Annotated in this window: 21 protein-coding genes and 2 tRNA genes; 12 read left to right on the forward strand and 11 right to left on the reverse strand. The window is 69.0% G+C overall.

Annotated elements, in window-relative coordinates; all coding sequences use genetic code 11:
- Nucleotides 1–2: 2 nt before the first annotated feature.
- From GGR04_RS03615 to GGR04_RS24520, 5 genes are all read left to right on the forward strand, one after another.
- Nucleotides 3–491, forward strand: coding sequence for a hypothetical protein (locus GGR04_RS03615; protein WP_183197936.1), 489 nt, complete (start codon nt 3–5; stop codon nt 489–491).
- A 2-nt stretch (nt 492–493) separates the two neighbouring features.
- On the forward strand, nt 494–769 hold the full coding sequence (locus GGR04_RS03620) for a hypothetical protein (protein WP_183197938.1): 276 nt from the start codon (nt 494–496) through the stop codon (nt 767–769).
- A 2-nt stretch (nt 770–771) separates the two neighbouring features.
- Nucleotides 772–1,155 (forward strand): hypothetical protein, encoded by a 384-nt coding sequence (locus GGR04_RS03625; protein WP_183197940.1) that lies wholly within the window; start codon nt 772–774, stop codon nt 1,153–1,155.
- Nucleotides 1,152–2,180, forward strand: coding sequence for a hypothetical protein (locus tag GGR04_RS03630; RefSeq protein ID WP_183197942.1), 1,029 nt, complete (start codon nt 1,152–1,154; stop codon nt 2,178–2,180). Before GGR04_RS03625 ends, GGR04_RS03630 begins: the two co-directional genes overlap by 4 nt.
- 199 nt (nt 2,181–2,379) lie before the next feature.
- On the forward strand, nt 2,380–3,906 hold the full coding sequence (locus GGR04_RS24520; RefSeq protein ID WP_376769824.1) for a recombinase family protein: 1,527 nt from the start codon (nt 2,380–2,382) through the stop codon (nt 3,904–3,906).
- Here the strand turns inward: GGR04_RS24520 and GGR04_RS03645 are convergent.
- Together GGR04_RS03645 and GGR04_RS03650 are read right to left on the reverse strand one after the other, a co-directional pair.
- A tRNA-Met gene (locus GGR04_RS03645) sits at nt 3,863–3,939 on the reverse strand. The two genes, GGR04_RS24520 and GGR04_RS03645, sit on opposite strands and share 44 nt — an antisense overlap.
- Before the next feature lie 714 nt (nt 3,940–4,653).
- A complete protein-coding gene (locus GGR04_RS03650) occupies nt 4,654–6,321 on the reverse strand; it encodes an AMP-binding protein (protein ID WP_183197944.1) in 1,668 nt (555 codons plus the stop codon).
- Between the two features lie 200 nt (nt 6,322–6,521).
- On the opposite strand from GGR04_RS03650, the gene GGR04_RS03655 reads away from it, so the two are divergent.
- Nucleotides 6,522–7,715, forward strand: a complete 1,194-nt coding sequence (locus GGR04_RS03655) for a M20 metallopeptidase family protein (RefSeq protein WP_183197946.1) — start codon at nt 6,522–6,524, stop codon at nt 7,713–7,715.
- A gap of 16 nt (nt 7,716–7,731) precedes the next feature.
- Here the strand turns inward: GGR04_RS03655 and GGR04_RS03660 are convergent, their stop codons facing one another.
- Nucleotides 7,732–9,012, reverse strand: a complete 1,281-nt coding sequence (locus GGR04_RS03660; protein WP_183197949.1) for an MFS transporter — start codon at nt 9,010–9,012, stop codon at nt 7,732–7,734.
- A 259-nt stretch (nt 9,013–9,271) separates the two neighbouring features.
- Here GGR04_RS03660 and GGR04_RS03665 point away from each other — a divergent pair, with 259 nt between their 5' ends.
- Entirely contained in the window at nt 9,272–9,517 is a 246-nt protein-coding gene (locus GGR04_RS03665; RefSeq protein WP_183197951.1) for a hypothetical protein, read from the forward strand.
- Nucleotides 9,518–9,635: 118 nt separating this feature from the next.
- The gene (locus GGR04_RS03670; RefSeq protein ID WP_183197953.1) at nt 9,636–10,040 is read left to right on the forward strand and encodes a host attachment family protein; all 405 of its coding nucleotides are present in this window, start codon (nt 9,636–9,638) and stop codon (nt 10,038–10,040) included.
- A gap of 566 nt (nt 10,041–10,606) precedes the next feature.
- On the opposite strand, the gene GGR04_RS03675 is transcribed toward GGR04_RS03670, so the two are convergent.
- Nucleotides 10,607–10,681 (reverse strand) — tRNA-Glu (locus GGR04_RS03675).
- 66 nt (nt 10,682–10,747) lie between these two features.
- The gene (locus GGR04_RS24375; protein ID WP_183197955.1) at nt 10,748–11,158 is read right to left on the reverse strand and encodes a hypothetical protein; all 411 of its coding nucleotides are present in this window, start codon (nt 11,156–11,158) and stop codon (nt 10,748–10,750) included.
- A 19-nt stretch (nt 11,159–11,177) separates the two neighbouring features.
- Here GGR04_RS24375 and GGR04_RS03685 point away from each other — a divergent pair, with 19 nt between their 5' ends.
- The 3 genes from GGR04_RS03685 to recQ all read left to right on the forward strand — a co-directional run bounded on the left by GGR04_RS03685 (nt 11,178) and on the right by recQ (nt 15,460).
- Nucleotides 11,178–12,251: an RluA family pseudouridine synthase gene (locus GGR04_RS03685; RefSeq protein ID WP_183197957.1), complete on the forward strand. Its 1,074-nt coding sequence runs from the start codon at nt 11,178–11,180 to the stop codon at nt 12,249–12,251.
- A 192-nt stretch (nt 12,252–12,443) separates the two neighbouring features.
- The gene (gene rpoH, locus GGR04_RS03690) at nt 12,444–13,355 is read left to right on the forward strand and encodes an RNA polymerase sigma factor RpoH (RefSeq protein ID WP_183197960.1); all 912 of its coding nucleotides are present in this window, start codon (nt 12,444–12,446) and stop codon (nt 13,353–13,355) included.
- Between the two features lie 209 nt (nt 13,356–13,564).
- On the forward strand, nt 13,565–15,460 hold the full coding sequence (gene recQ / locus GGR04_RS03695) for a DNA helicase RecQ (RefSeq protein WP_183197961.1): 1,896 nt from the start codon (nt 13,565–13,567) through the stop codon (nt 15,458–15,460).
- Between the two features lie 115 nt (nt 15,461–15,575).
- On the opposite strand, the gene GGR04_RS03700 is transcribed toward recQ, so the two are convergent.
- Together GGR04_RS03700 and GGR04_RS03705 are read right to left on the reverse strand one after the other, a co-directional pair.
- A complete protein-coding gene (locus GGR04_RS03700) occupies nt 15,576–17,441 on the reverse strand; it encodes a hypothetical protein (RefSeq protein ID WP_183197963.1) in 1,866 nt (621 codons plus the stop codon).
- Between the two features lie 279 nt (nt 17,442–17,720).
- Complete coding sequence (locus GGR04_RS03705) at nt 17,721–19,013, reverse strand: adenylosuccinate synthase (RefSeq protein WP_183197965.1); 1,293 nt, start codon at nt 19,011–19,013, stop codon at nt 17,721–17,723.
- A gap of 204 nt (nt 19,014–19,217) precedes the next feature.
- Between GGR04_RS03705 and GGR04_RS03710 the strand changes: the two genes are divergently transcribed.
- Complete coding sequence (locus tag GGR04_RS03710; RefSeq protein WP_183197968.1) at nt 19,218–20,159, forward strand: DMT family transporter; 942 nt, start codon at nt 19,218–19,220, stop codon at nt 20,157–20,159.
- Nucleotides 20,160–20,249: 90 nt separating this feature from the next.
- Here GGR04_RS03710 and serA read toward each other — a convergent pair whose 3' ends face one another.
- The 4 genes from serA to GGR04_RS03730 all read right to left on the reverse strand — a co-directional run bounded on the left by serA (nt 20,250) and on the right by GGR04_RS03730 (nt 24,514).
- The gene (gene serA / locus GGR04_RS03715) at nt 20,250–21,842 is read right to left on the reverse strand and encodes a phosphoglycerate dehydrogenase (protein ID WP_183197970.1); all 1,593 of its coding nucleotides are present in this window, start codon (nt 21,840–21,842) and stop codon (nt 20,250–20,252) included.
- 108 nt (nt 21,843–21,950) lie between these two features.
- Entirely contained in the window at nt 21,951–22,403 is a 453-nt protein-coding gene (alaE, locus tag GGR04_RS03720) for an L-alanine exporter AlaE (protein WP_312857394.1), read from the reverse strand.
- 16 nt (nt 22,404–22,419) lie between these two features.
- Nucleotides 22,420–23,598, reverse strand: coding sequence for a phosphoserine transaminase (locus GGR04_RS03725; protein WP_183197972.1), 1,179 nt, complete (start codon nt 23,596–23,598; stop codon nt 22,420–22,422).
- A 145-nt stretch (nt 23,599–23,743) separates the two neighbouring features.
- Nucleotides 23,744–24,514 carry an outer membrane protein gene (locus GGR04_RS03730; RefSeq protein WP_183197974.1) on the reverse strand — a complete coding sequence of 257 codons (771 nt, stop codon included), beginning with the start codon at nt 24,512–24,514 and terminating at the stop codon, nt 23,744–23,746.
- Nucleotides 24,515–24,598 lie beyond the last annotated feature (84 nt).

Below are 24,598 nucleotides of genomic sequence, written 5' to 3' on the forward strand. Positions count from 1 at the left end.
CGATGGCCCGCCACCTCACCGACCGCCAGCGCGTCGAGCAGCTGCTCTTCATCGACCAGCTCGCCCATGTGGTGCGCGAGGGCGCGGCGGACGTGCGCGAGCCCGAGACGGCGGGTACGCTGCAGGCGCTCTGCCGCGCGCGGGCCGAGACCGAGGCCGGGCTCACCGGCTCGGAGCGCGACAAGATGGGCCGCCGGCTGCGGCGGGTGGATGCGGAGGCCTTCGCACCGCTGCGCCGCGAGGGCAGCGACGTGGCCGCCTTCGGGCTCGTGATCTTCTGCCTGCTGCGCGATCTCGCCGAGACCGGCTACCTCGCGCCCGTCCCCGGCAGCCAGCTGGCGCAGGCGCTGGCGCGCATCCTACCGGCGCTGCAGGCCACGGCCGATCGACCCGGCACGATGGACCAGGCTGAGGTCGACGCGAAATGGGCGCTGCGCGCGCTGGAGGCCGCTGGCTACCTCGCCGGCTGGCGCACCGGGGCCGAGGGCTGACGATGCGCGCGGCCCGGCAGATCCCCCTCTTCGATCTCGGCGACCCAGACATCACGCCGGCGATGCTCAAGCATCTTCGCCTGCTCGAGGTCGCCCGCCCCGCCGGCATTCCGCGCCACGGTGTCGGCTACGCCGACTTCGCCGGGCGCCGCATCGCCCGCATCGACGCCATCCGCCTCTCGAACCGCGACCTCGCCCGCCTCGATTGGCGCGGCCGCACCCCTCGCCTGAAGATCACCCGCCAGGGCCTCAAGGTCCTCGCCGCCTTGGAGCACTGACGATGGACCGCCGTCCCGACGAGACCACCGACGACTACCACGCACGGCTTTGCGAGGCCGCCGGCAATCCCGGCGTCCTGACGTTCGTGCCGACGATGATCGTCCTGCACGTGACGACGGTCGAGTTCAACGATCGCGGCAAGCGGAACTGGATGCTGTTCGAGGTGGCCGCCACCGACATGAAGACCGTCGTGGATCGGCTGAACAACGGCGACCTGGTCTTCGGCTACGCGCTCCGTGTGAAGCGCGACTTCGACGACCCGAGTGTGCGCATCGTGACCAACGTCGAGGAGACGACGCTTCATCGCGACGAGGTCCATCGGATCCAGACCCCGCTCTTCCGGATAGTCCGGTACGAAGACGAGCCTGAAGGTGCAGTGGCATGAACGACCGTATTACATCGTCTGCTGAGGCCGAGGTGGCGCTCGCCGTCGGAGATCGCGTCGAAAAGTTCACCGGCGACTATCAGCTGTCCGGCGAAGTCCGCTGCAGCTTCACCACGCGCGCCGGAAAGGTGCGGCTCGTCGTCGAGCATGACCCCGGCTTTCTGCACATCTATGGACCGCAGAACCTGCGCCTCCTCACCGCCGCCCCGAAAGCCACAGAGACGCAGGGGCTGCGGGAGGCGGCGCAGGCTGTCATCGCGGCGGCGGGGACGACGTACCGCAAGCGCAACGGTCAGATCGGAACGCTGGAAGGCGACGACGGCGAGATGATGGTGCTCGTTCCATCGGACGAGTTCGAGCACCTCCGCGCCACCCTCGCCACCACACCCCAGCCTCTGCCGGAGACGCCGGGGCTGCGGGAGGCGTTGGTGTCTTCTAAGCGCATCCTTCGGGAATGGTTCGGTGGTGAACGATATGCTCGCGACTACGAATATCTTGATGCCAATTTCGGCAAACAGGCGCGGCAGGTTGCTGATTGGGTGAACCGCGCCGCCCTATCCGTCACATCCCAGCCGCTCGCCGTCCCTGACGATGGTGCGGGACGGGATGAGGTGGTGGCGTGGACGTACGCTCATGAGCAGGGAGCGAAGGTCGTCACGCTTTACCGTCGAGATAAGGGCGCCTTTGCGGATTGGATGGAAACGCCCCTCGTCCCCGCATCCGCTCTATCCGCTGAGCGCGCCGCCCACGAGCAGACGCGGCAGGAGTTGGAAACCTACCGCACCGCCCTCATCCCAAGCGGGGAAACGAAAGGACTTCTGATGGGAGAGTTCTGGGAGGAGATCGAAGTTCCGAACCCGGACTACGAAGGCGAGAGCGACGACCCCGTCGAGGAACACGAACCCGAACTCGTTGCACAACGCGTCCCCGTTCAGTGGACCACGATCAAGGCAATCATGCAGAGCATTCGGCAATACGCTGAGCGCGCCGTCGCCGCATCCTCTTGGGAGGATACCCCGCGATGATTAAGCCGGCACAAAGTGCAAGCGTCTCGCAGAAACCTGACCCTGCCATCCTCGAACTCGCGCGGGCCCTTGCTCGAATGATGGCGCGAGCGGATCATGCACGCGAAGACGGCGACACCCAGAGAGCATCATGAAGTTTGGCATCTACGCGCGCTTCTCCTCCGAGCTGCAGAACGAGCGCTCGATCGAGGATCAGATCATGCTGTGCCGGGAGTTCGCCGCGCGGCAGCCGGGCTGGACGCCGGGCGACGTCTACCCCGACTATGCCGTCTCGGGCTCGAGCGTCCATGGCCGCTTTGCGTTCGAGCGGCTCGTCGCTGACGCGCGCCGCGGCGAGATCAACATCATCCTCGCTGAGGATATCGACCGCCTCTCGCGCAATCAGAGCGACATCGCCGGCTTCTACGAGCGGATGACCTTCGCAGGCGTCGAGGTCTGGACGGTGGCGGACGGACGCATCTCGGAAATGCACATCGGCCTGAAGGGCACGATGAGCGCCATGTTCCTGCGCAATCTCGCGCTCAAGACACACCGCGGTCTCAGCGGTCGCGTGCGCGAGGGTAGCTTCGCCGGCGGGCGGTGCTTCGGCTACAAGCTCGCCGGCACCGGCCAGCGCGAGATCGCGGAAGAAGAGGCGGCGGTGGTGCAGCGGATCTTCGCCATGGCCGCCGACGGGCGTAACTCGCGCGAGATCTCCGCGCGACTGAACGCTGAACACGTGCCCGGTCCGCGCGGTGGTGCGTGGAACCAGTCGACCCTTCAAGGCTCGCAGTCCCGGGCCAATGGGATCCTTCGCAACGAACTCTATGTCGGCCGCCTCGTCTGGAACCGCCAGCGCTTCCTTCGCGATCCAGACACCGGCAAGCGGGTCTCGCGGCCGAATGGCGAAGCCGCTCGCCAGATCGTCGAGGTGCCGCACCTGCGGATCGTGGACGAGGTCACGTGGCAGGCGGTCCAGGATCAGCTTGCCGGGCGTCGCGTCGCGCAACGCGCGCACCGCCGTACGCCCAAGCATCTCTTCTCCGGACTCATCAGGTGCGGCGCCTGCGACGGCAACTTCATCGTCACAGGTAGCGCGCGCGGCATCCACCGCTTTGGCTGCGCGACGGCCACCGCGAAGTCGACCTGCACCAACCGCCGGTCGATCAGTTCGAAGGTGCTCGAGGATCGCGTCCTCACGGCGCTGGAAACCCACCTCCTGCATGAGGACGTGATCGCCGAGGCGGTGAAGGCCTACACGGCCGAGCGCAAGCGGCTGCGCGCCACGCGGCAGGACACCGTCCGACGCGTTGAGAAGCGCGTGGCCGAGATCGACGCCGAGTTGCGCCGTGCGGTCGACCTGGTGATCAAGGGTTTCGCCACGGACGCCCTCGGCGCTCGAATGCAGGATCTGGAGGCGGAGAAACTGCGACTGAAGGGCGAGGCGAAGCGCGAGCCGGGCGACGTCGTCGAATTTCACCCCGCGATCGCCGAACGCTATCGGCAGATGATCCGCGACTTGCGTAAGACGATGGCTGAGGCCACAGAGGATTCAAAGCGAGAGGCAGTGGGAATGGTGCGAGCGCTTACCAGCAAGCTCGTGGTCTATCCGAAGGATGATCCCGAGAACCGAGACATTGAACTTCATGGACAGCTTGCGGCCATTCTGGAGATCCAGAATGGCCGCAAGTTAGTGGGTAGAGTGGTTGCGGGGGCAAGATTTGAACTTGCGACCTTCAGGTTATGAGCCTGACGAGCTACCGGGCTGCTCCACCCCGCGCCATGTCCGAGGCGTCTCCGCCGCCGGTGAGGTCTATGTATGCGACAGCTGGATGAATGAAAAGCGGAAACTTCGATCTGAGGGAAAAAAGGTTGCCCGCTCTCGCAAGCGACGCTGCGAGCCCTTCATCGAACGGCAGGAGCCTACGCTCGTGCGCGCAGGATGCAAGCCCCCGCGAATGCAAGCGTTTCTTCCGTCAGCAGGGTCCCGCCTGTCCTCCCGAGAGCATGGCGACGGGCGACGCGTGCGGGCTTGGGTGGCGAGTGAGATCAAAACCCGCCGCCGGCCTCGCACAGCCGGCCGTCATTCGCAGCGCGCTCCGCTGCCGGCGCGAATCGGCGAAATCCTCCATCTCGCACAGGAGACGGATCTCAAGGTCGCTCGGCCTCGGCATGAGGCTCGGACAGCACCGCGCCCGGTCCACCGTCTCGCCGAGATCCTGGACCTATCGGACTGCGATATCCGCAGCGAGATCCTTCGGCCGGGCGAAGGGGATGCGGACGCGTCGCACGAGGCAGGCTTGGGCCTCTCGCCCATCTTCAGGAGGCCCGCCGCCGCCAGCTCGTCGTCGAAGCGCCCGTCCCTCGACGACGTCGGCAGCGGGTTTCATCCCCACCTCCCTCTCGGCCGTCGCCCTTCAGCCCTCGAGCCGCGTCGGCTCGCTGCTCGTTCTTCGCTACCGGCAAGAAGCGCCCGACCGCCCGGGCCGGTCTCTCAGTCCCGCAAGGCTCGGCGCAGCACCTTGCCGACGCCGGACTTCGGAAGCTCGGGGCGAAACTCGACGTCGCGCGGGCGTTTGTAGCCGGTGAGGTTGGCGCGGCAGTGGGCCATCACCGTCTCGGCGGTGACCGACGGGTCGCTCGCCACGACGAAGAGCTTCACCGCCTCGCCCGAGCCCTCGTCGGGAACGCCGATCGCGGCGGCCTCCACGATGCCGGGCATGCGCGTCATCACGTCCTCGATCTCGTTGGGATAGACGTTGAAGCCGGAGACGTTGATCATGTCCTTCTTGCGGTCGACGATGCGCACCGCGCCGGCGGTGTCCATCACGCCGATGTCGCCGGTCTTGAAGGCGCCGTCGGCGGTGAAGGCGGCGCGCGTCTCGTCCGGCCGGTTCCAGTAGCCGGCCATCACCTGCGGCCCGGCGATGACGATCTCGCCGCGTTCGCCCATCGGTACCTCGCGCTCGTCGTCGTCGAGGATACGGATGTCGGTCGAGGGCAGCGGATAGCCGATGGTGCCGGTATAGGCGTCGGACGAGGTGATGTTGCAGCTGGCCGACGGCGAGGTCTCCGACAGACCGTAGCCCTCGCAGATCGCGCGGCCGGTGACGGAGCGCCAGAGATCGGCGGTGGCCTTTTGCACGGCCATGCCGCCGGCGACGGAGAGACGCATGCGGCTCCAGTCGATCGCGGCCGCACCGGGATGGCGGGCGATGGCGCCGAACAGCGTGTTGACGGCCGGGAAGAGATGGAAGCGATCGGCCTTCAGCGCCTTCAGGACGGCAGGAATGTCGCGCGGGTTGGGGATCAGGAGGTTGCAGCCGCCACCGCGCAGCGACAGCAGCATGTTCACCGTGAAGCCGAAGATATGGTAGATCGGCAGTGCGCAGACCGTGACGACCTGCTCTCCGGCGGGAATGGCCGCCACGGCCGGCGCGTTCCAGAGTTCGGACTGGATGACGTTGGCGACGATGTTGCGGTGGGTCAGCGTCGCGCCCTTTGCGACGCCCGTGGTGCCGCCGGTGTATTGAAGCACCGCCGGGTCTTCCGCCCGCCGCGTGGCGGGAACGAAGCGGGCGGCCGCGCCGCGCCGCATCGCCTCGCGCCAGGACACGGCGCCGGGCAGCACATAGGCCGGCACCGCCTTGCGGATGCGCTTCAGCACGAAATTGACGAGGGCCCCCTTCGGAAAGGGCAGCATGTCGCCGACTTGCGTGACCACCACGTGCTCGACGGGCACCCGCGCCCGGCAGGCCTCGAGCGTGTGGGCCATGTTGGCGAGCACGACGAGGGCGCGGGCGCCGGAATCCATAAGCTGATGCTCGAGTTCGCGCGGCGTGTAGAGCGGGTTGGTGTTCACCACCACCATGCCGGCGCGCACCACGCCCGCCACCGCCACCGGATACTGGAAGACGTTCGGCATCATCAGCGCCACGCGGTCGCCGGGTTGCAGCCCGAGCGACTGGAGATAGGCGGCGAAGCGTGCCGAGGCGGCGTCGAGCGCCTGGTATGTCAACGCCTGGCCCATGAAGCGGAAGGCGGGTCGCTCGGCATAGGCGGCGAAGGAGGCGGTGAGGAGATCGCCGACCGTCTCGAAGGGAAGCGGGCCGAGTTCGGGCGGCATGCCTTCGGGATAATGTGCCAGCCAGGGCCGTTGCATCACGTCGTCCTCCCACGTCGTTCCTTGCACTGAGACCTAGCGCAAAGCGGCCGGGAACGGAACCGCTTCCTCTTACGTCAACGTCAGTCAACGGTCGTTCGACCGCCAGCCTCTCGCGACTGGTCAAGCCGCGCCGAACGGCGCAGAACGCGACATCGACCGATCGTCGGGCTCACCGCCCCCAGCGAAGGACTGCCGCCATGTCGTCGAACCACATCGGAAGCCGCATCGAGGAGACGGCCTCGCGCATCGAGCCCGAGCTCGTAGCGATCCGGCGCGACCTGCACGCCCATCCCGAGCTCGCCTTCGAGGAAGTGCGAACCGCCGCCATCGTCGCCGAGCGCCTGGCGAGCCTCGGCATCGCGCACCGCACCGGCGTCGGGCGCACCGGCGTCCTCGGCACGATCGACACCGGGCGCCCCGGCCCGACGCTGCTGCTGCGCGCCGACATGGACGCGCTGCCGATCCATGAGCAGACCGGGCTGGACTTCGCCTCCACCGTGCCGGGCAAGATGCACGCCTGCGGCCACGATCTCCACACCGCGACGCTGCTCGGCGTCGCCGAGGTGCTGGCCGGCATCCAGCCGATGCTTTCGGGGCGCATTCAGCTGATGTTCCAGCCGGCCGAAGAGGTGTCGGACAGCGGCGCGGCGGCGATGATGCGGGACGGAGCGCTGGAGGGCGTCGACATGGCGCTGGGGTTCCACAACTATCCCGGCGAGCCCGTGGGCACCTTCTCCTTCGTGCCGGGCGTCGCCGGCGGATCGTCCGACGAGTTCACGATCACCGTCACCGGGCGCTCCGGCCATGCGGCGCGCCCGCATCTGACGAGCGACCCGATCGTGGCGGCGGCGACGCTGATCCTGCAGCTGCAGACGATCGTCTCGCGCGAGATGAATCCGATGCGCCCGATCGTCCTGACGATCGGCGTGATTCAGGGCGGCCTCGCGCCCAACATCATTCCCGACGCGGTGCGGATCGTCGGCACCGTGCGCACCCATCACGAGGAGGACCGCGTGGCGATGGAGGCGGCGATCGCCCGCCATTGCGCGGGCGTCTCGGCCTCGTTGCGCGTCGAGTGCGCGCTGGCGATGGAGCGCGGCACGCCGCCCCTGGTGAGCGATGCCGGCGTGATGGCCAAGACGATGAAAGCGATCCGCGAGCACTACGGCGACGAGGTGGTGCTCGAGGCCGCGCCCTCGCTCGGCGCCGAGGATTTCGCGCTCATCGGCGAGCGCGTGCCGACCTTCCAGCTCGGCGTCGGCTCCGGCATGCCCGGCCGCCACGACGAGTTGCACAATAGCGACTACCAGCCGGACGAGCGCTCGATCCGCAACGGCGTGGTGGCGCTGTCGCTCGCGGCGGTGGAACTCCTCACCGCCCCCGTCGGCTGAAACCGATTCGCCGCGATCAAGCCGGTTGCAGCCGCCCCGCGCGCCGATCGTGAGCGGGGTCGATGAGCAGCGCCAGGGCGGCGGCGAGGATCGCCGTCAGCCCGGCGACGGTGAAGGCGAGGCCGTAGGTGCCCTGCAGTTCGCGCATGAAGCCGCCGAAATAGGCGGCGGTCGCCGCGCCCACCTGATGGCCGGCGACGATCCAGCCGAAGACGAGCGGCCCCTTGGCGTCGCCGAACGCCTCGTTGGCGAGGCGCAGCGTCGGCGGCACGGTGGCGATCCAGTCGAGCCCGTAGAGCACGGCGAAGATCGTCAGCGCGCCCACCGAGAAGCCGGAATAGGGCAGGTAGACGAGCGACAGACCGCGGATGCCGTAATAGACGGCGAGCAGCTTGCGCGGATCGTAGCGGTCGGTCAGCCAGCCCGAACTCGTGGTGCCGATGAGGTCGAAGATGCCCATCAGCGCCAGGAAGCCTGCCGCCTGCACCTCGGGAATGCCCATGTCGCCGCAAAAGGCGATGAGATGGGTGCCGACCAGCCCGTTGGTGGTGAAGCCGCAGACGAAGAAGGTGGCGAAGAGGAACCAGAAGACCCGCGTGCGCGCGGCCTCGCGAAGGGTGCGCAGCGTCGCGGTGAAGAAGTTGCCGACCGGCGCGGCCGCGGCCGGCTCGTCTTCCGTCGCACCGTACCGGCGCTGGCCGATGTCGGCGGGACGCTCGGGCACCAGCCAGAAGACGAGCGGCAGCAGGCAGAGACAGGCGATCGACACGGTGATCGCGATCGGCCGCCAGCCGCCCGACTGCGCCAGAAAGGCGAGAAACGGCAGGAAGACGAGCATGCCCGACGCGCCGCTCGCCGCCATCAGCCCCATCATCAGCCCGCGGTTGGTCTTGAACCAGCGGTTGATCACGGTGGCGCCGAGGACGTTGGCGACGGCGCCGCTGCCAAGGCCCGTCATCACGCCCCAGGTCGCCACGAGATGCCAGGGCTCGCGCATGAACAGGCTGAGCGCGGTGGCTGACGCCATCAGCGAGATCGCGAGCATCAGCACGCGGCGCAGGCCGAAGCGCTCCATCAGCGCCGCCGCGAAGGGCCCGGCCAGCCCGTAGAGGAAGATGCCGATCGCCGCGGCCAGCGAGACGGTGTCGCGCCGCCAGCCGAAGCTCTCCTCCAGCGGCAGCATCATCACCGAGGGCGCCGAGCGCAAGCCCGCCGAGACGAGCAGGGCCACGAAGACGACGCCCGCCACGACGAAGGCGTAGCGCGGCCCTAAGGGGCGGGACGAGGAACGGGTCATGGCGGGACTCCGGCGACGGGCTTCTCGCCTTTGCGTCGGTCCGGCCGTCGGCATTGTCAAGGGAGCGTGACACCGGACACGGCCGTATTCGGCGTCGTCGGACAGCGAAGGGTGAGACGAACGCGCGAGGAAAGCCACTCCGTCGCGGGCTGCGCAAGCGCGTCGGGTCTCGAACCCCATCCCCGGCCTTGGCCTGGGCTGGGCTGGGCTGGGAACGTCCCGGCCGGTCGCCCGCTTGTTCCATGGAAGGGAGACGACGATGCACACCCACCCCGACGACCCCGCCACCCCTCGAATCAGCGGATCGGCAGACCATCCGCCGGGCGCGGAGGCGCCGACGGCACCGGCGCTCGGTCCTGCGTCGCCTGCGCTCCGGCCGTCCGCGACCATGCCCTTGGCGGGACCGGCGTCCTCGACCGGAGCGCATGCCCCGGTGCGCCCCACCGTTCCGCAGGAAGACCTCGAAGAGGTGCCCGACGCGATCTCGCCGTTCGGTCCGTCCTGATCGGCCGGGTCGCCATCGAAACGCACGAGCCGTCCGCCCCTTCGGAGCCAACGGCGCCGCGCTGCGTTAGGCGTTCCACAGCGCGGCGGTTCGTCGCCGCGCAGGAACGGAGAGATCCATGCAGATTCCCAAGGGTGCGACGATCGCGGTGGTCGATGGCCAGAAGCTCAGCCTCTTCCGCAATGGCGGCGAGGGCGACCATCCCAAGCTGACGGCCCTCGACACCGGGCCGGTCGACACCGACAACAAGAGCGGCGGCGTCGGCCATTCCAGCAGCAGCGCCAATCCCGACGACAACACGCAGGACGAGGACGGCTTCGTCGCCGGCGTCGTCGATATCCTGAACAAGCAGGCGGTGTCGGGCTCGCTGACCAAGCTCGTGGTCATCGCCGCGCCCCGCGCGCTCGGCGAGATGCGCAAGCACTACCACGCCAAGCTGAAGGACGCGCTCGTCGGCGAGATCGCCAAGGATCTGACCGGCCAGACCAGCGCCGAGATCGAGAAGGCCCTCGCGGCCGCCTAAGGCGCACTTGGCGCCTGGTCATGAGACCAGGCCCCGTCGCCGCGTCGCGGATGGCTTGCCACGTGACGAACGACAAGCCCGATCTGCCCTTTCGGGCGGGTCGGGCTCGATCGGTGGACCGACGGACACCGATGCATGGAGGATGAAGCTGGAAGAAGTGGATCGGGGGCGACGCTGAGCGATCGCGTCGTTCGCGCTGCCGGCCCGCGATTGCGCCGACCCGTTGTTCCTGTGACTCCCGACCGACGAGCGGCTCCGCAACCTCCCCGGCTTACGCTCGACGATCGATCAAAACGGACCCGTGCGGGTAGGACCCAGGCGCGTCGGCGGGTCGTTCGTGATCTGCTGGGGGAGCCCGGCCTCGGTTGCCGATGGGACGCACGCGCTCCAACGGGAGTCGACACACTCGGCTCGCTCGGTGGCGGCGCCGTTGCCAATCCCCATTCCCAAACGATCATTCCGAAAGGGTCGCCACTCGACGTCTCGACAGCAGGGCATCGTCTCAGCATAAACAGCCCCTCGGCATACGCCTAAAGACATCAGCTCTACAAAATCAAAAGGGAACCTGGTACGCCCAAGGGGAATCGAACCCCTGTTTGCGCCGTGAGAGGGCGCCGTCCTAACCGCTAGACGATGGGCGCGTGCCAGTGGTTGCTCCTATAGCCAGCCGGCTCGGGGATGGCAAGCCTGTTTTTGTCGTCCCGGAGTCAATTCGCGGGAACAGGCGCGGACGACGGCACCCCGCCCTCGACGCGGATCGGATGGCGCGACACGACCTCGCCGTTGCGCAGGTCGACCACCACGAGTTCCTCGCCGCCGCCCGACAAGGCGATGCGTAGCAGCGCGTGCGAGGCGTCGAGCGCGGTCTCGCTGATGCTCGCGCCCTCCGGCAGCGTGATCGGGGCGAGCGTGCCCACCGCGATCTCGCGAGAGCCCCCGGCCGCGGCGCTCGCCGCCTCGGGCGCGCGGTCCGAGCTTCGATAGACAACGGCGCTGAGAACCGCGATAAGTCCGACGAAGAGCACCGCGATCGACAGGGCGAGCAGGCGCACCATCTTGCGGCGGACCTTCTCGAAGGCTGGGTCGATCGGCGTCGGGCTGTCGTCGGGCTCGCTCATCGCAATCGGATTTCCATCGATGGAGGACGTCATTTCGGCCGTTGGTACAGGGGGAGCGGAAGCTGGCGCAAGACGCTTCCTCGTGGAAGCCGCGCAGGCGGGCCAGCGGCTCGACCAGTTCCTGGCGCAGGCGCTGGCGGGCGAGTTGTCGCGCTCGCGCGTGCAGGCGCTGATCGAGGCCGGCGAGGTGAGCGTGGACGACGCGCCCGTCGTCGCCCCCAAGCGCAAGGTCGCGGCCGGCGAGAGCGTGGCCTTCACCGTGCCGGAGGCCGAGGCGCCCGAGCCGATCGCCGAGGACATCCCGCTCGACGTGCTCTACGAGGACGCCCATCTCGTCGTCATCGACAAGCCGGCCGGGCTCGTGGTCCATCCCGGCCCCGGCAACTGGACGGGCACGCTCGTCAATGCCCTCCTCTTCCATTGCGGCGACACGCTGTCGGGCATCGGCGGGGTGAAGCGGCCGGGCATCGTCCACCGTCTCGACAAGGAGACGAGCGGGGTGATGGTCGTCGCCAAGACCGATCTCGCCCACCGCTCGCTCGCCGACCAATTCGCCGCGCATGGCCGCGACGGGCGCATGGAGCGCGCCTATCAGGCGGTCGTCTGGGGCGTGCCCTCGCGGCCGGTCGGACGCATCGAGGCCGCGCTCGGGCGCTCCAATTCAGACCGGATGAAGCGCACCGTGGTGAACGAGGAGCGCGCCGACGCCAAGCATGCCGTGACGCATTTCCAGGTGCTGGAGCGCTTCGGGGGCGCGGCCGAGCACGCCGCGCTCGTCGTCTGCGTGCTCGAGACCGGGCGCACCCACCAGATCCGCGTGCACATGGCCCATATCGGCCACCCGCTCGTTGGCGACGACGCCTACGGCGCGCATTTCCGCTCGAAGGCGCGCAAGCTCGGGCAGGACGTCGCCGGCATCATCGAGAACTTTCCCCGTCAGGCACTGCATGCCTTCCGGCTCGGCTTCGAGCATCCCGCCACCGGCGAGCCGATGGAGTTCGAGACCGAGCTTCCCGTCGACATCGCGGAACTCCTCGACGGCTTCCGCCATTGTGCCGAAGAACCGCGCGGCTCGGCGTACAAGAGCCGCTGACGGAGCTTCTTCCCCTCGGCCCGAGAGATCGGCCCGAAAGGTGAACGGATTGTCATGCCGTTCGCCATCCGGAAGCCGTGAAACGCGATCATCGAGTTCCCATATGTGATCCGGGCGTGGTGGGTCGGTTTGACCCCATGCCTTCGATCGGCTCGAACGCGAGCGGTCGTCGCAAGAGAAGGAGGGTATCCCATGGCACGAGCCAATCTTCCGAGCATCGCTTCGGGTGAAGGCGGCCTCAGCCGCTACCTCGAGGAGATCCGCCGGTTTCCGATGCTGGAGCCGCAGGAAGAATACATGCTGGCCAAGCGATACGCCGAGCACGACGATCGCGACGCCGCGCACCGCCTCGTCACCAGCCATCTGCGTCTCGTCGCCAAGATCGCCATGGGCTATCGCGGCTACGGCCTGCCGATCGGCGAGGTCGTGTCGGAGGGCAATGTCGGTCTGATGCAGGCGGTGAAGCGCTTCGACCCCGAGCGGGGCTTCCGCCTCGCGACCTATGCCATGTGGTGGATCAAGGCCTCGATCCAGGAGTATATCCTGCGCTCGTGGAGCCTCGTGAAGATGGGCACCACGGCCAACCAGAAGCGGCTGTTCTTCAATCTGCGCAAGATGAAGAGCCGCATCCAGGCGCTGGACGAAGGGGATCTGCGCCCCGATCAGGTCGACCAGATCGCCACGCAGCTCGGCGTCTCCGCCGAGGAGGTGGTGTCGATGAATCGCCGCCTCTCGGGCGACGCCTCGCTCAACGCGCCGATCCGCGCCACCGAAGGCGAGTCCGGCGAATGGCAGGACTGGCTGGTCGATCAGTCCGAGAACCAGGAGGATTCCCTCGTCGAGCAGGACGAGTTGAACCAGCGCCGCGGCATGCTGCATCAGGCGATGGACGTGCTCAACGACCGCGAGCGCCGGATCTTCGAGGCCCGGCGCCTGACCGAAGACCCGCTGACGCTCGAGGCTCTGTCGGGCGAGTTCGACATCAGCCGCGAGCGCGTGCGCCAGATCGAGGTTCGCGCCTTCGAAAAGGTGCAGAAGGCCGTGAAGGACACGGCGGAGGCGGCCCGGCGCGCGCTGCGCGTGGTGGAAGACGCGCACGCCTGACCCCCGCGCAGGGGTGAACAACGCGAAATGGCAGGGCTCCCGGATCGACGTCCGGGGGCCCCTTTCGTATGAAGGGCCGTGAAGCCAGCGGCGTGCCGTCGCGGCCCGCGGGCGCCCTCGACATCGGCTGGCGTTCCCGCCATTTGAAGGTTCGGCGAGCCCTACTCTCTCGCTAGCCTCGTCGCATTCGCCCACCGGAGACTGCCCGCATGCCAGAGACCGGACGCCGCGCCGACCGGCCCGCTTCGAGCGATCCGCTGTTCGAGCGGAACGTCGATGGATCGGCGGACGGCCGCATCGCCGAGCCCCGCGAGGTGCTGCGCCGTGTCTTCGGGCACGATGCCTTTCGCGGCGAGCAGGAGGCGGTGGTGGAGCAGATCGTGCGCGGCGGCGACGCGGTGGTGCTCTTCCCCACGGGCGCCGGCAAGTCGATGTGCTATCAGGTGCCCGCCCTCTGCCGGCCGGGCACGGCGATCGTCGTCTCGCCGCTCATCGCGCTCATGCGCGACCAGGTGGAGGCGCTGCGCCAGGCCGGCGTGGCCGCGGCCTCAATGAACTCCTCGATGAGCGAGGAGGAGCGCTCCGCGGTGTGGCGCGATCTCGTGGACGGGCGGCTCGACCTTCTCTACGTCACGCCCGAGCGGCTGGTGACGGAGGGTTTCCGGCGCACGCTCTCCAACGTGCGCATCGCGCTCTTCGCCATCGACGAAGCGCATTGCGTCAGCGCCTGGGGCCACGACTTCCGACCCGAATACCGCGACCTCGCGCGCCTCGCGGTCGACTATCCCGACGTGCCGCGCATCGCCCTCACCGCCACCGCCGATGCCACGACGCGCGCCGACATCGTGGAGAGGCTGGCGCTCGATGACGCGCCGGTCTTCATGACCTCGTTCGACCGGCCGAACATTCGCTACGCCATCGTCGAGCGCGACAATCCGAAGAAGCAGCTTCTCGCCTTCCTCGAGAACCACAAGGGCGAGAGCGGCATCGTCTACTGCCTGTCGCGGCGCAAGGTGGAGGAAACCGCCGAGTGGCTGAACGGCGAAGGCATCTACGCCCTGCCCTACCATGCCGGCATGGACGCGGCCGTGAAGGCCAAGAACCAGGACGCCTTCCTCAAGGAGGAGGATCTCTGCCTCGTGGCGACGGTCGCCTTCGGCATGGGCATCGACAAGCCCGACGTTCGCTTCGTCGCGCATCTCGACCTGCCCTCCTCGGTGGAGGCCTACTACCAGGAGACCGGCCGCGCCGGCCGCGACGGCCAGCCCTCGGAGGCCTGGATGGCCTACGGCCTGCAGGACGTGGTGCAGCGGCGCCGGATGATCGACGAGGGCGGCTCGGAGGAGATGATCAAGCGCGTCGAGCGCGGCAAGCTCGACGCGCTGCTCGGCATCTGCGAGACCGCCGACTGCCGCCGTGCCGCGATCCTGCGCCATTTCGGCGAGGATCATCCCGGCGGCTGCGGCAATTGCGACACCTGCCTCTCGCCGGTCGAGACCTGGGACGGCACGGAGGCCGCCACGCAGTTCCTCGCCGCCGTCTACCGCACGGGCGAGCGCTACGGCTCGGGCTACGTAATCGACGTCCTGATGGGCAAGGCGAGCGAGAAGGTGCAGCGCGCCGGCCACGACAAGATGCCGGTCTTCGGCGTCGGTAAGGCGGTGGACCAGCGTACGTGGCAGTCGGTGGCGCGCCAGCTCGTCTCCGCCAACCTGCTGACGATCGACCACGAAGCCTTCGGTGCGCTGCAGCTGGCCGAATCCGCACGCGCGGTGTTCCGCGGCGAGCGGCGCGTTGTGCTGCGCAAGGACCGGGCACGCCGCTCCACGCAATTTCGCCGCACGGGCGCGGCGACAGACGGGCTGTCGGGCGAAGCGTCCGCGGTGTTCGAAGCGCTGCGGCAGGAGCGCACGCGCCTTGCGCGCGAGCAGAAGATCCCGCCCTACATGGTGTTTTCCGACGCCACGCTGCGCGCCATGGCCGAGTCGCGGCCGGCCAACCCTCAGGCGCTGAAGAGCGTTCCGGGCGTCGGCATGACCAAGCTGGAACGCTACGGCGAGGTGTTCCTCGCCGCCATCCGCCGCGCGGGCGACGCCGCGGACTGAGTACCGGCCGCCGAGGCGGATGCGCTTCAAGGCCGCGCGATGGTACGAACGCGACGAGACCGGATCGATCCGCCAAACGCCGGGCCGCGCGATGGGCCCGGCGACGTCGCGACCGTCAGCTCTTGGCGGCCCAGGCGTCCAGCGCCTGCTTGAAGACCCGGTCGCCGGGAATGCCCTTCTCGATCGACATCAGCGCCCGCTGCCCGCTCGAATAGGCCAGGGGAACGTCGATCCACTGCTCGCGCCCGAGGAGCGCGAGATTGCTGTCCACGGCCGCCTTCAGATCGTTGAGCGCGATCACGAAGAACCCGTCGGAGATCTTGCCGGCAACGCCGACCAGCGCCTCGCCCCGCGCCTGCTCGGTCGGCTTCAGCGCCAACCGCTGGACGTTCTCGATGGCGCCGCCGGGGAAGTCGGCGGGCGTCTCGAACAGGATCTCGATGACGTGGCTGGCCGGCAGCGTCGCGTCGGCGTTGCGCCGGATCGTCATGGTCATCTTCAGGTTGGCGTTCGGCACGTCCGCCACCGCGCGAATTGCGGGCTCGGGCGGCTGACCGTCGGCCGGCGGCTCGCTGACGACGCTCCACACCACGTTGCCGCTCTGCTGCGAGCCCTCGCGGTTCGTGGAGCGCTCCTCGTAGAAGACCGCCCGCTGCCCCACGGGCACGGCAGCCGAGGCCGGCGGCGTGGACGGGGTGGCAGGCGTCGCGGCCGGCGCGGTCTCGGTGGCTGGCGGCGTGCCCGGGGCGGCGGTCGCCGCCGGCTCGGCCTCGGCCGGCGGATTGACCGAGGCGGTCGCGACGTCGGTGCCCTCCTCGAAGGCGTTCGCGCCGCCGGCGCCCGGCCCCGCGTCGATCTCCGTGCCGTCGGCGTTGAGGCGCTGCGTGAACTGGCGAGCGCGTAGGCCGGCCGGCGCGGCCGCGGCGGGCGGCGCCTGCTCGCTGGCCGTGCCGACGGGGGCCGCCGCCGTGGCGGGCGGCTCGCCGTTCGTCGCGGCCAGCGACTCACCCTCCTCGCCGGCGGTGCCGGGAGCCTGCGTCGCCGGATTGGTGGAGGCCACCTGCGCTTCGCCCGTGAGGAGCGTGCGGATCTCGTCGCCGTAGAGCCAGCCGGCGGCGCCGAGACCGACGAGCGCAAGGACGGTCAGCCCGGCGGCGATCGGCGGACGGCGGCGGCTGCCGGTGCGGCGTGTGGGGTAGCGCGGTCCCGACATGTCGGCCGCCGGGATCGACGGCCGGTCGGGCACCGCGGGGCGGGGAACGGGGCGTTCGGGATCGCCATCCTTCGAAGACGAGCGCATCGCGACGAGACGACGCGAGGCCGTGTCGCCGGGCGTCGCGCCCTCGATCTCGGCAGGTCCGGTCTCGCCGACGCGGGGCTCGACGTCGTCAAACAGCGGCGGCCGGGGTTCGGTGCCGCCACTGCGCAGCGGCGGATCGCTGCGCAGTGCCTGCGCTCTCGATCCCACCGGCGGCTCTGCGGTCCGGCTGGTCTCGGACGCGGGATCGGCGGCGCCGGCGCGCGAGGCGACGGGCCATGCCGGCTGCGCCGGCGGACGGGTGGTGGGCGTTGCGCGAGGAAAAGCGGGGGGCGCCGGACGCGGCTCGACCCTCGCCGGTGCCTCGATGCGCTCCCCGGAGGCGGCGGTGGAGGCGACCGCGGGGGCCGGCTCGGGCGCGGGACGCTGCGGCGGTGGCGCGGGCGCCTCGACGCGCGCCGGCTCAGGCGGCGATGCCGGCTCCGGCGGCCGCTCGGACTCGGCCGCGGCAACGCTCTCGTAGTGCGCCTCCGTCTCGCGGATGGCGTCTTCCAGCACACGGTAGCGCGCTTCCACCACCGCTTCGTCGAGCGGCGGATTGGCGGCCTGGATCTGGCGGGTGATCGCCGCGCGCGCCTTCTCGTAGACCTTCGCCCGCAATTGCGGGGATGCGTTCGGCAGGCCGTCGATCGTCTTGCGGAGGACGGCGGTCAGATTCGCCATGGATTGCAGCACTCACTCGAAAGGTCGGTCATGGCGATAAGTCGGTGATGGCTCGGCCGACCTGTCGCGTCGGTGCCGCCGTCCCCGGCACCCCGCCTCGCGCCTCGCTCGCCTGCCTCGCCCGGCGCGCCCGCGGCGCGAGCCCGCAGTCACGCCGCGCGCTGGGCCACCTCGCGGCGGACCTGCGGGGCGCCAAGCGCGCCGCAGGGATCAGAACGAGAGAGGCCCGACATGTCGCACGACACCCCGACCGCTCGGAAAGCTTGTATCAAGTTTTCCTTAATCCTGAAACGGATCGCGGACAAGGATCGTGTCGTCACGCTCCGGGGAGGTCGAGAGGAGCGTCACCGGCGCGCCCACCAGTTCCTCGATCTGGCGCACGTATTTCACGGCCTGCGCCGGAAGGTCGCCCCAGGAGCGGGCGCCCTTCGTGGTGCCCTTCCAGCCCTCGAAGCTCTCGTAGATCGGCACCACGCGCTGCTGCGCGCCGAGGCTCGCGGGGAAGTAGTCGATGCGCTCGCCGTCGAGCTCGTAGGCCACCGCGATCTTGATCTCGTCCATGCCGTCGAGCACGTCGAGCTTGGTGAGCGCGAGGCCGTGGATGCCGTTGATCGCGACGGCCTGACGCACCAGCACCGCGTCGAACCAGCCGCAGCGGCGCTTGCGCCCCGTCACCGTGCCGAACTCGTGACCCTGCGTTCCCAGGAACTCGCCGACCGCGTTGTCCTGCTCGGTCGGGAACGGCCCTTCGCCGACGCGCGTCGTGTAGGCCTTGGTGATGCCGAGCACGAAGCCCAGACTCGACGGGCCGAGCCCCGAGCCCGCCGCCGCCTGGCCCGACACGGTGTTGGACGAGGTGACGAAGGGATAGGTGCCGTGGTCGATGTCGAGAAGCGTGCCCTGCGCGCCCTCGAAGAGGATGCGGGCGCCGGCCTTGCGGCGCTCGTCGAGCAGGCGCCAGACGCGATCGATATAGGGGGCGATCTCGGCGGCCACCGAGGTCAGCTCCTCGAGGATCGCCGCCGCGTCCACCTCGGGCTGGCCGAGGCCGCGGCGCAGCGGGTTGTGGTGCGCGAGCAGCCGGTCGATGCGCTCGGGCAGGAGGTCGGTCTCCACGAGATCCATCACGCGGATGGCGCGCCGGCCGACCTTGTCCTCGTAGGCCGGGCCGATGCCGCGCCGCGTGGTGCCGATCTTGGTGCCCTCGGCGGCGTTTTCGCGAATGGCGTCGAGCTCGCGGTGCAGCGAGAGGATGAGCGCGGCGTTGTCGGCGATGCGCAGCGTCTGCGGCCCGATCACAACGCCCTGCGCCTCCAGCCGCGCCTTCTCGGCGACGAAGGCGTGCGGGTCGAAGACGACGCCGTTGCCGATCACCGAGAGCTTGCCGGGGCGCACCACGCCCGACGGCAGCAGCGACAGCTTGTAGGACACGCCGTCGACGACCAGCGTGTGGCCGGCATTGTGCCCGCCCTGAAAGCGCACCACGACGTCGGCCCGCTCCGAGAGCCAGTCGACGATCTTGCCCTTCCCCTCGTCACCCCACTGGGAACCGACGACGACGACGTTAGCCATTCTGACTCCTCGAAAGGGCGGAACGCCCTCGCTATGCGGGTGCTTCGGACATGCCGACGCCTTCGGCTGGCGCCGAATCCCGGTTCAAATCGGCCGGACTATAGTGAAAGCGCATCGGGGATGCGAGGGCGCGCACGTGCAATCCCGGCCTTTCGCGGCGGCAAGCGCATTGCGCTTCGCCCCGTCCGGCGCCTATGCAGCGCCATGCTGCAGAAACTCCGTCATCCTTACGTCCTGCTCGGCCTGACGGCCCTCATCTGGGGCGCCAACTCCGTGGCGGGAAAGCTCGCGGTCGGCCACGTCTCGCCGATGATGCTGACGCTCCTGCGCTGGACGATCGCGGCGGTGCTGCTCGCGCCCTTCGCGATCCCGCACCTGCGGCGCGACTGGCCGCTGGTGCGCCCGCGCCTCGGCTACTTCCTCGTGCTCGGCCTCGTCGGCTTCACCGGCTTCAACTCGCTCTTCTACGTGGCGCTGAACTACACGAGCGCGATCCACTCCACGATCGTGCAGTCCTCGATGCCGCTCGTGGTGTTCGCCGGCATGTTCCTCGTCTTCCGGGCCCGCGTCACGTGGATGCAGGTCGCAGGGTTCTCGCTGACGCTGCTCGGCGTGCTGCTCACGGCCGCGCATGGCGATCTCACGACGCTGGCCGGGCTCGATCTCAACCACGGCGACGCGCTGATGCTCGTCGCCGTTCTGTTCTTCGGCGCCTACACGATCATGCTGTCGCGCAAGCCCGCGATCCATTGGCTGAGCTCGATCTTCCTGATCTCGCTCACCGCCTTCGCGACCTCTCTACCGGTGGCGATCGGCGAATGGGCTTTGGGCGCGCAGCGCTGGCCGGACGCGCAGGGCTGGGCGGTGGTCGCGTTCAGCGTGCTCCTGCCCTCGATCCTGTCGCAGAGCCTCTACATCAAGGGCGTCGAGATGATCGGCGCCAACCGCGCCAACCTCTTCATCAATCTCGTGCCGATCTTCGGCACGATCCTCGCGGTGGCGGTGCTCGGCGAGCCGCTCTTCGCCTATCACGTGGTGGCCTTGGCGCTGGTGCTCGGCGGCATCACCCTGGCCGAACGCGGCAAGCGCAGCCTGCGAATGGCCGACGCACCGGCGGCGCCACTGCCGACGCGGCCACGCGACTGACGTGCCGGGTCCGGTCATGCGCGAGGCCGCGGTGAAACGCGAAAGGGCGGCCCTCGCGGACCGCCCCCTCTCGAATACCCGTCGCCCGTCTCAGACCTCGAAGGTCAGAAGCTTGGCCTGGCCGATGGCGTTCAGCCCCTCGATCTGCCGGATGAAGGCGTCGTCCAGCGGCTGGTCGAGATAGAGCAGCGCGATGGCGCTGCCGCCCTGCTCGTCGCGGCCGAGATGGAAGTTGGCGATGTTGATGCCAGCCTTGCCGAAGGCCATGCCGAGCTCGCCGATGACGCCGGGCACGTCCTTGTTGGCGGTGTAGAGCATGTAGCGGCCGACGTCGGCCTCCATGTTGATGCCCTTGATCTGGATGAAGCGCGGCTTGCCGTCGGAGAAGCAGGTGCCCGCCACCGAGCGCGTCTGCTTCTTCGTGGTCACGGTCACCTTGAGATAGCCGTCGAAGACGCCCGACTTGTCGCGCCGCACCTCGGAGACGGCGATGCCGCGCTCCTTGGCCATCAGCGGCGCCGAGACCATGTTCACTGTCTGCACCTGCGCCTTCATCAGGCCGGCGAGCGCCGCCGAGACGAGGGCGCGGGTGTTCATACCGGCCGGCGCGCCATCGAAGAGGATCTCCACCGCGTCGATCGGGTCGTCCGTCAGCTGCCCGGCGAAGGAGCCGAGGATCTCGGCGAGCTTCACGTAGGGCGTCAGGAGCGGCGCCTCCTCGGCGGTGATCGAGGGCATGTTCAGAGCATTCGACACCGCGCCGTTGACGAGATAGTCGGCCATCTGCTCGGCCACCTGCAGCGCGACGTTCTCCTGCGCTTCCGTGGTGGAGGCGCCGAGATGCGGCGTGCAGACCACGTTCTCGAGATGGAAGAGCGGCGAATCGGTCGCCGGCTCCGTCTCGAACACGTCGATGCCCGCACCCGCCACGTGGCCCGACTTGATGGCCTCGGCGAGATCGGCCTCCACGATCAGCCCGCCGCGCGCGCAGTTGATGATGCGCACGCCCTTCTTCATCGTGGCGATGGCCTTGGCGTCGATGATGCCGCGCGTCTTGTCGGTCATCGGCGTGTGCAGCGTGATGAAGTCGGCGCGGCGGAAGAGCTCGTCGAGCTCGACCTTCTCGATGCCGAGCTGCGAGGCGCGCTCGGGCGAGAGGAACGGGTCGAAGCCGATCACCTTCATCTTCAGGCCGACGCCGCGCGAGGCGACGATCGAGCCGATGTTGCCGCAGCCGATGACGCCGAGCACCTTGCCGGTGATCTCGACCCCCATGAAGCGGTTCTTCTCCCACTTGCCGGCCTGCGTCGAGGCATCGGCGGCGGGCAGCTGGCGCGCCACCGCGAACATCATGGCGATGGCGTGCTCGGCCGTGGTGATCGAGTTGCCGAAGGGCGTGTTCATCACGATGATGCCCTTCCGGCTGGCCGCCGGGATGTCGACATTGTCGACGCCGATGCCGGCGCGCCCGATCACCTTCAGCCTGGTGGCGGCGTCGATGATCTTCTCGGTGACCTTCGAGGCCGAGCGAATGGCGAGGCCGTCATACTGGCCGATGGCCTCGAGGAGCTTGTCCTTGTCCTTGCCGAGATCGGGCAGGTAGTCGACCTCGACGCCCCGGTCCTTGAAGATCTGGACGGCGGTGGGAGAGAGCTTGTCGGAAACGAGAACGCGGGGTGCCATGTCGGACCTCCTGAGGTGGCGGAGCACGAGGACTCCAAAAAAGGAAAGCGAACGGTCGGGATCGAGGACGAGCCGCGCGCGGCGGCCCGGTTCATCGGGGCATCGAACTCAGCCGCCGAGCGACATCGGCTTCTGCCCGGGTCCGCGCAGCCCGAAGCGGGTGCGCACGAAGTCGAGCCAGAGGCCGTAGGGGCGGCCAAGAACGATCATCAGCGCGGCGAAGCTCGCGGAGCCCCGCAGCGCGGAGGGCAGGTCCGCTCCGCCGACGAGAAGGATGGCGAAGTAGATCGGCACCTGAAACAGAAGAAGCGCCAGACCGTCGGCGAGGAGCGATCCCCACCGCGTCGACGTTCGCACCCGCCCGAGGAACCAAGTCCGCCAAAGCCCGTAGGGCCGCGCCGTCAGCACCATGAGAACGGCGCCGATGGAACGCGACACGAGCACCTCGCTCCAGCCCATGCCAGCGACGAAGCGCTCGTTCAGCCCGCTCGTGACGGTGAAGAACGCGATGAGGGCGAGCGTGTCGGCAAGGAAGCTGCGGATCGCGGTCGAGAAGGCCACGATCCCGCGGCCTCGCTCAGGCCGCCGCTTGCGCCAGCGTCGCCTTCTGCTGGGCGAAGGCGTAGGCGATCCACGGCATCAGGGCTTCCAGATCAGAGGCCTCCACCGTGGCGCCGGCCCAGATGCGAAGGCCCGGAGGCGCGTCGCGATAGGCCCCGACGTCGAGCGCGACGCCTTCCTTTTCGAGCATCGACGCGACGCCCTTGGCGAAGGCCTCCTGCGCGTCCTTCGGCAGTGCCACCACGCTCGCGTCCGTGAACTGCAGGCAGACCGAGGTGTTGGAGCGCGTCGCCTTGTCCACCGCGAGGAAGCCGATCCAGTCGTTGGCCTCGACGAAGCGCTCGATCACCGCGAGATTGTCGTCGGCACGCTGCTTCAGCGCCGGCAGGCCGCCGATGCGCTGGCCCCAGGCGAGCGCGTCGAGATAGTCCTCGACGCAGAGCATGGAGGGCGTGTTGATCGTCTCGCCCTTGAAGATGCCCTCGATCAGCTTGCCGCCGGAGGTGAGGCGGAAGATCTTCGGCAGCGGCCAAGCCGGCTTGTAGGTGAGGAGACGCTCGACGGCGCGCGGGCTGAGGATCAGCATGCCGTGCGCGGCCTCGCCGCCCATCACCTTCTGCCAGGAGAAGGTGACGACGTCGAGCTTGTCCCAGGGCAGATCCTGCGCGAAGGCGGCCGAGGTCGCGTCGCAGATCGTCAGGCCCTTGCGATCCGCCGGGATGGCGTCGCCGTTCGGCAGACGCACGCCCGAGGTCGTGCCGTTCCAGGTGAAGACGACGTCGTGGTCGAAGTCGAGCGTGGTGAAATCGACGATCTCGCCGTAGCCCGCCTCGAAGACGCGGGCGTCGGTCAGCCTCAGCTGCTTGACGGCGTCGGTGACCCAGCCCGAACCGAAGCTTTCCCAGGCGACCATGTCGACCGGGCGCTCGCCGAGCAGCGACCACATGGCCATCTCGACGGCGCCGGTGTCGGAGGCAGGAACGATGCCGACGCGATAGTCGGCGGGCACGCCGAGAATGGCGGCGGTGTCGTCGATGGCCTTCTGGAGCTTGGTCTTGCCGATCTTGGCGCGGTGCGAGCGCCCGAGCGCCGCGTCTTCGAGCGCCTGGAGGCTCCAGCCCGGGCGCTTGGCGCAGGGGCCGGACGAGAATCGGGGATTGGCCGGACGCGTGGTCGGCTTGTCGGTATTCGCCATGGTCTATCCTCTCAGATAGTCGGCGCCTCGTTGGGGAGGCGTGTCCCGCCGCGGCCATTAGGCCCGCGCGGCGGCGGCGTCAAGCGACATTCCGATGACGGTGGGGCGCGGCACGGCAGCGTCGCCCTCCCGTCCTCCTCCGGTATCATCCGAAGCGGTAGCGCAGTCCGATCTGGATCGAGTGGCGGTCGAAGCCGTCGTCGTGCCCGCTCGTCTCGAAGCCCGTCAAGCCCGGCGTCGGCACGGCGAAGGACGACGCCTCGCCGCCCTCGACGTCGAGATAGCGGTAGCCGAGATCGAGCGCCATCGCGGGCGTCACGTCGTAGGCGACGCCGGCGCTCAGCGCGTAGGCGAAGCGCCAGGACTGCTGCCCCGCGACCGGAGCCGCGCCGGCCCCGCCGAGGTCGAAGGCGCCGTCGCCATAGGAAAGGTGGACCGCGCCGAGGCCGCCGCCGAGATAGGGCGTGAAGCCCGCGACGGTGCCGAGATCGGCATAGACATTGCCCATGAGCTCGACCGCCCTCACCTCGCCCGGCGCGCGCGACGCGCCGCAGAGCGCCGCCGAGAGGCAGAGGACCGGCACGGAGAAATCGACGTCGGGCTCGGAGTAGCGAACGGTCGCGTCGGCGCGCAGCCAGTCAACGGCCTGGAAGCCGAGCCCGAGACCGCCGGCGAGCCCCTCGTCGACATGGCCCATGCCGAGACCGGCGGGCACCGAACCCGCAGGGGTCGCAACGCTGCCGGAAAGGTCGAGATCGGAGCGAAGATCGTAGGCGAGATCGGCGCGAACGTAGAAGCGCGCGGGGGCCGCGCTCACCGAGATCTCGGGCGCCGACTGGATGTCCGCGGCCGCGGCGAGGCTCGCCGTCGCGAGAAGCGAGAGGAGGGCGGCTGCGGGGCGAAGGATGCTGGGCATGGGGCAGGCTTTCCGCGCGCAAGAAGACCGATGCCCGATGCGGGCGGCGTCGGACGCCACCTTGCATTGCCAAGTCTTAATCGC

The sequence above is a fragment of the Aureimonas pseudogalii genome (assembly GCF_014196835.1).
In the GTDB taxonomy this organism is placed as follows: Bacteria; Pseudomonadota; Alphaproteobacteria; order Rhizobiales; family Rhizobiaceae; genus Aureimonas; species Aureimonas pseudogalii.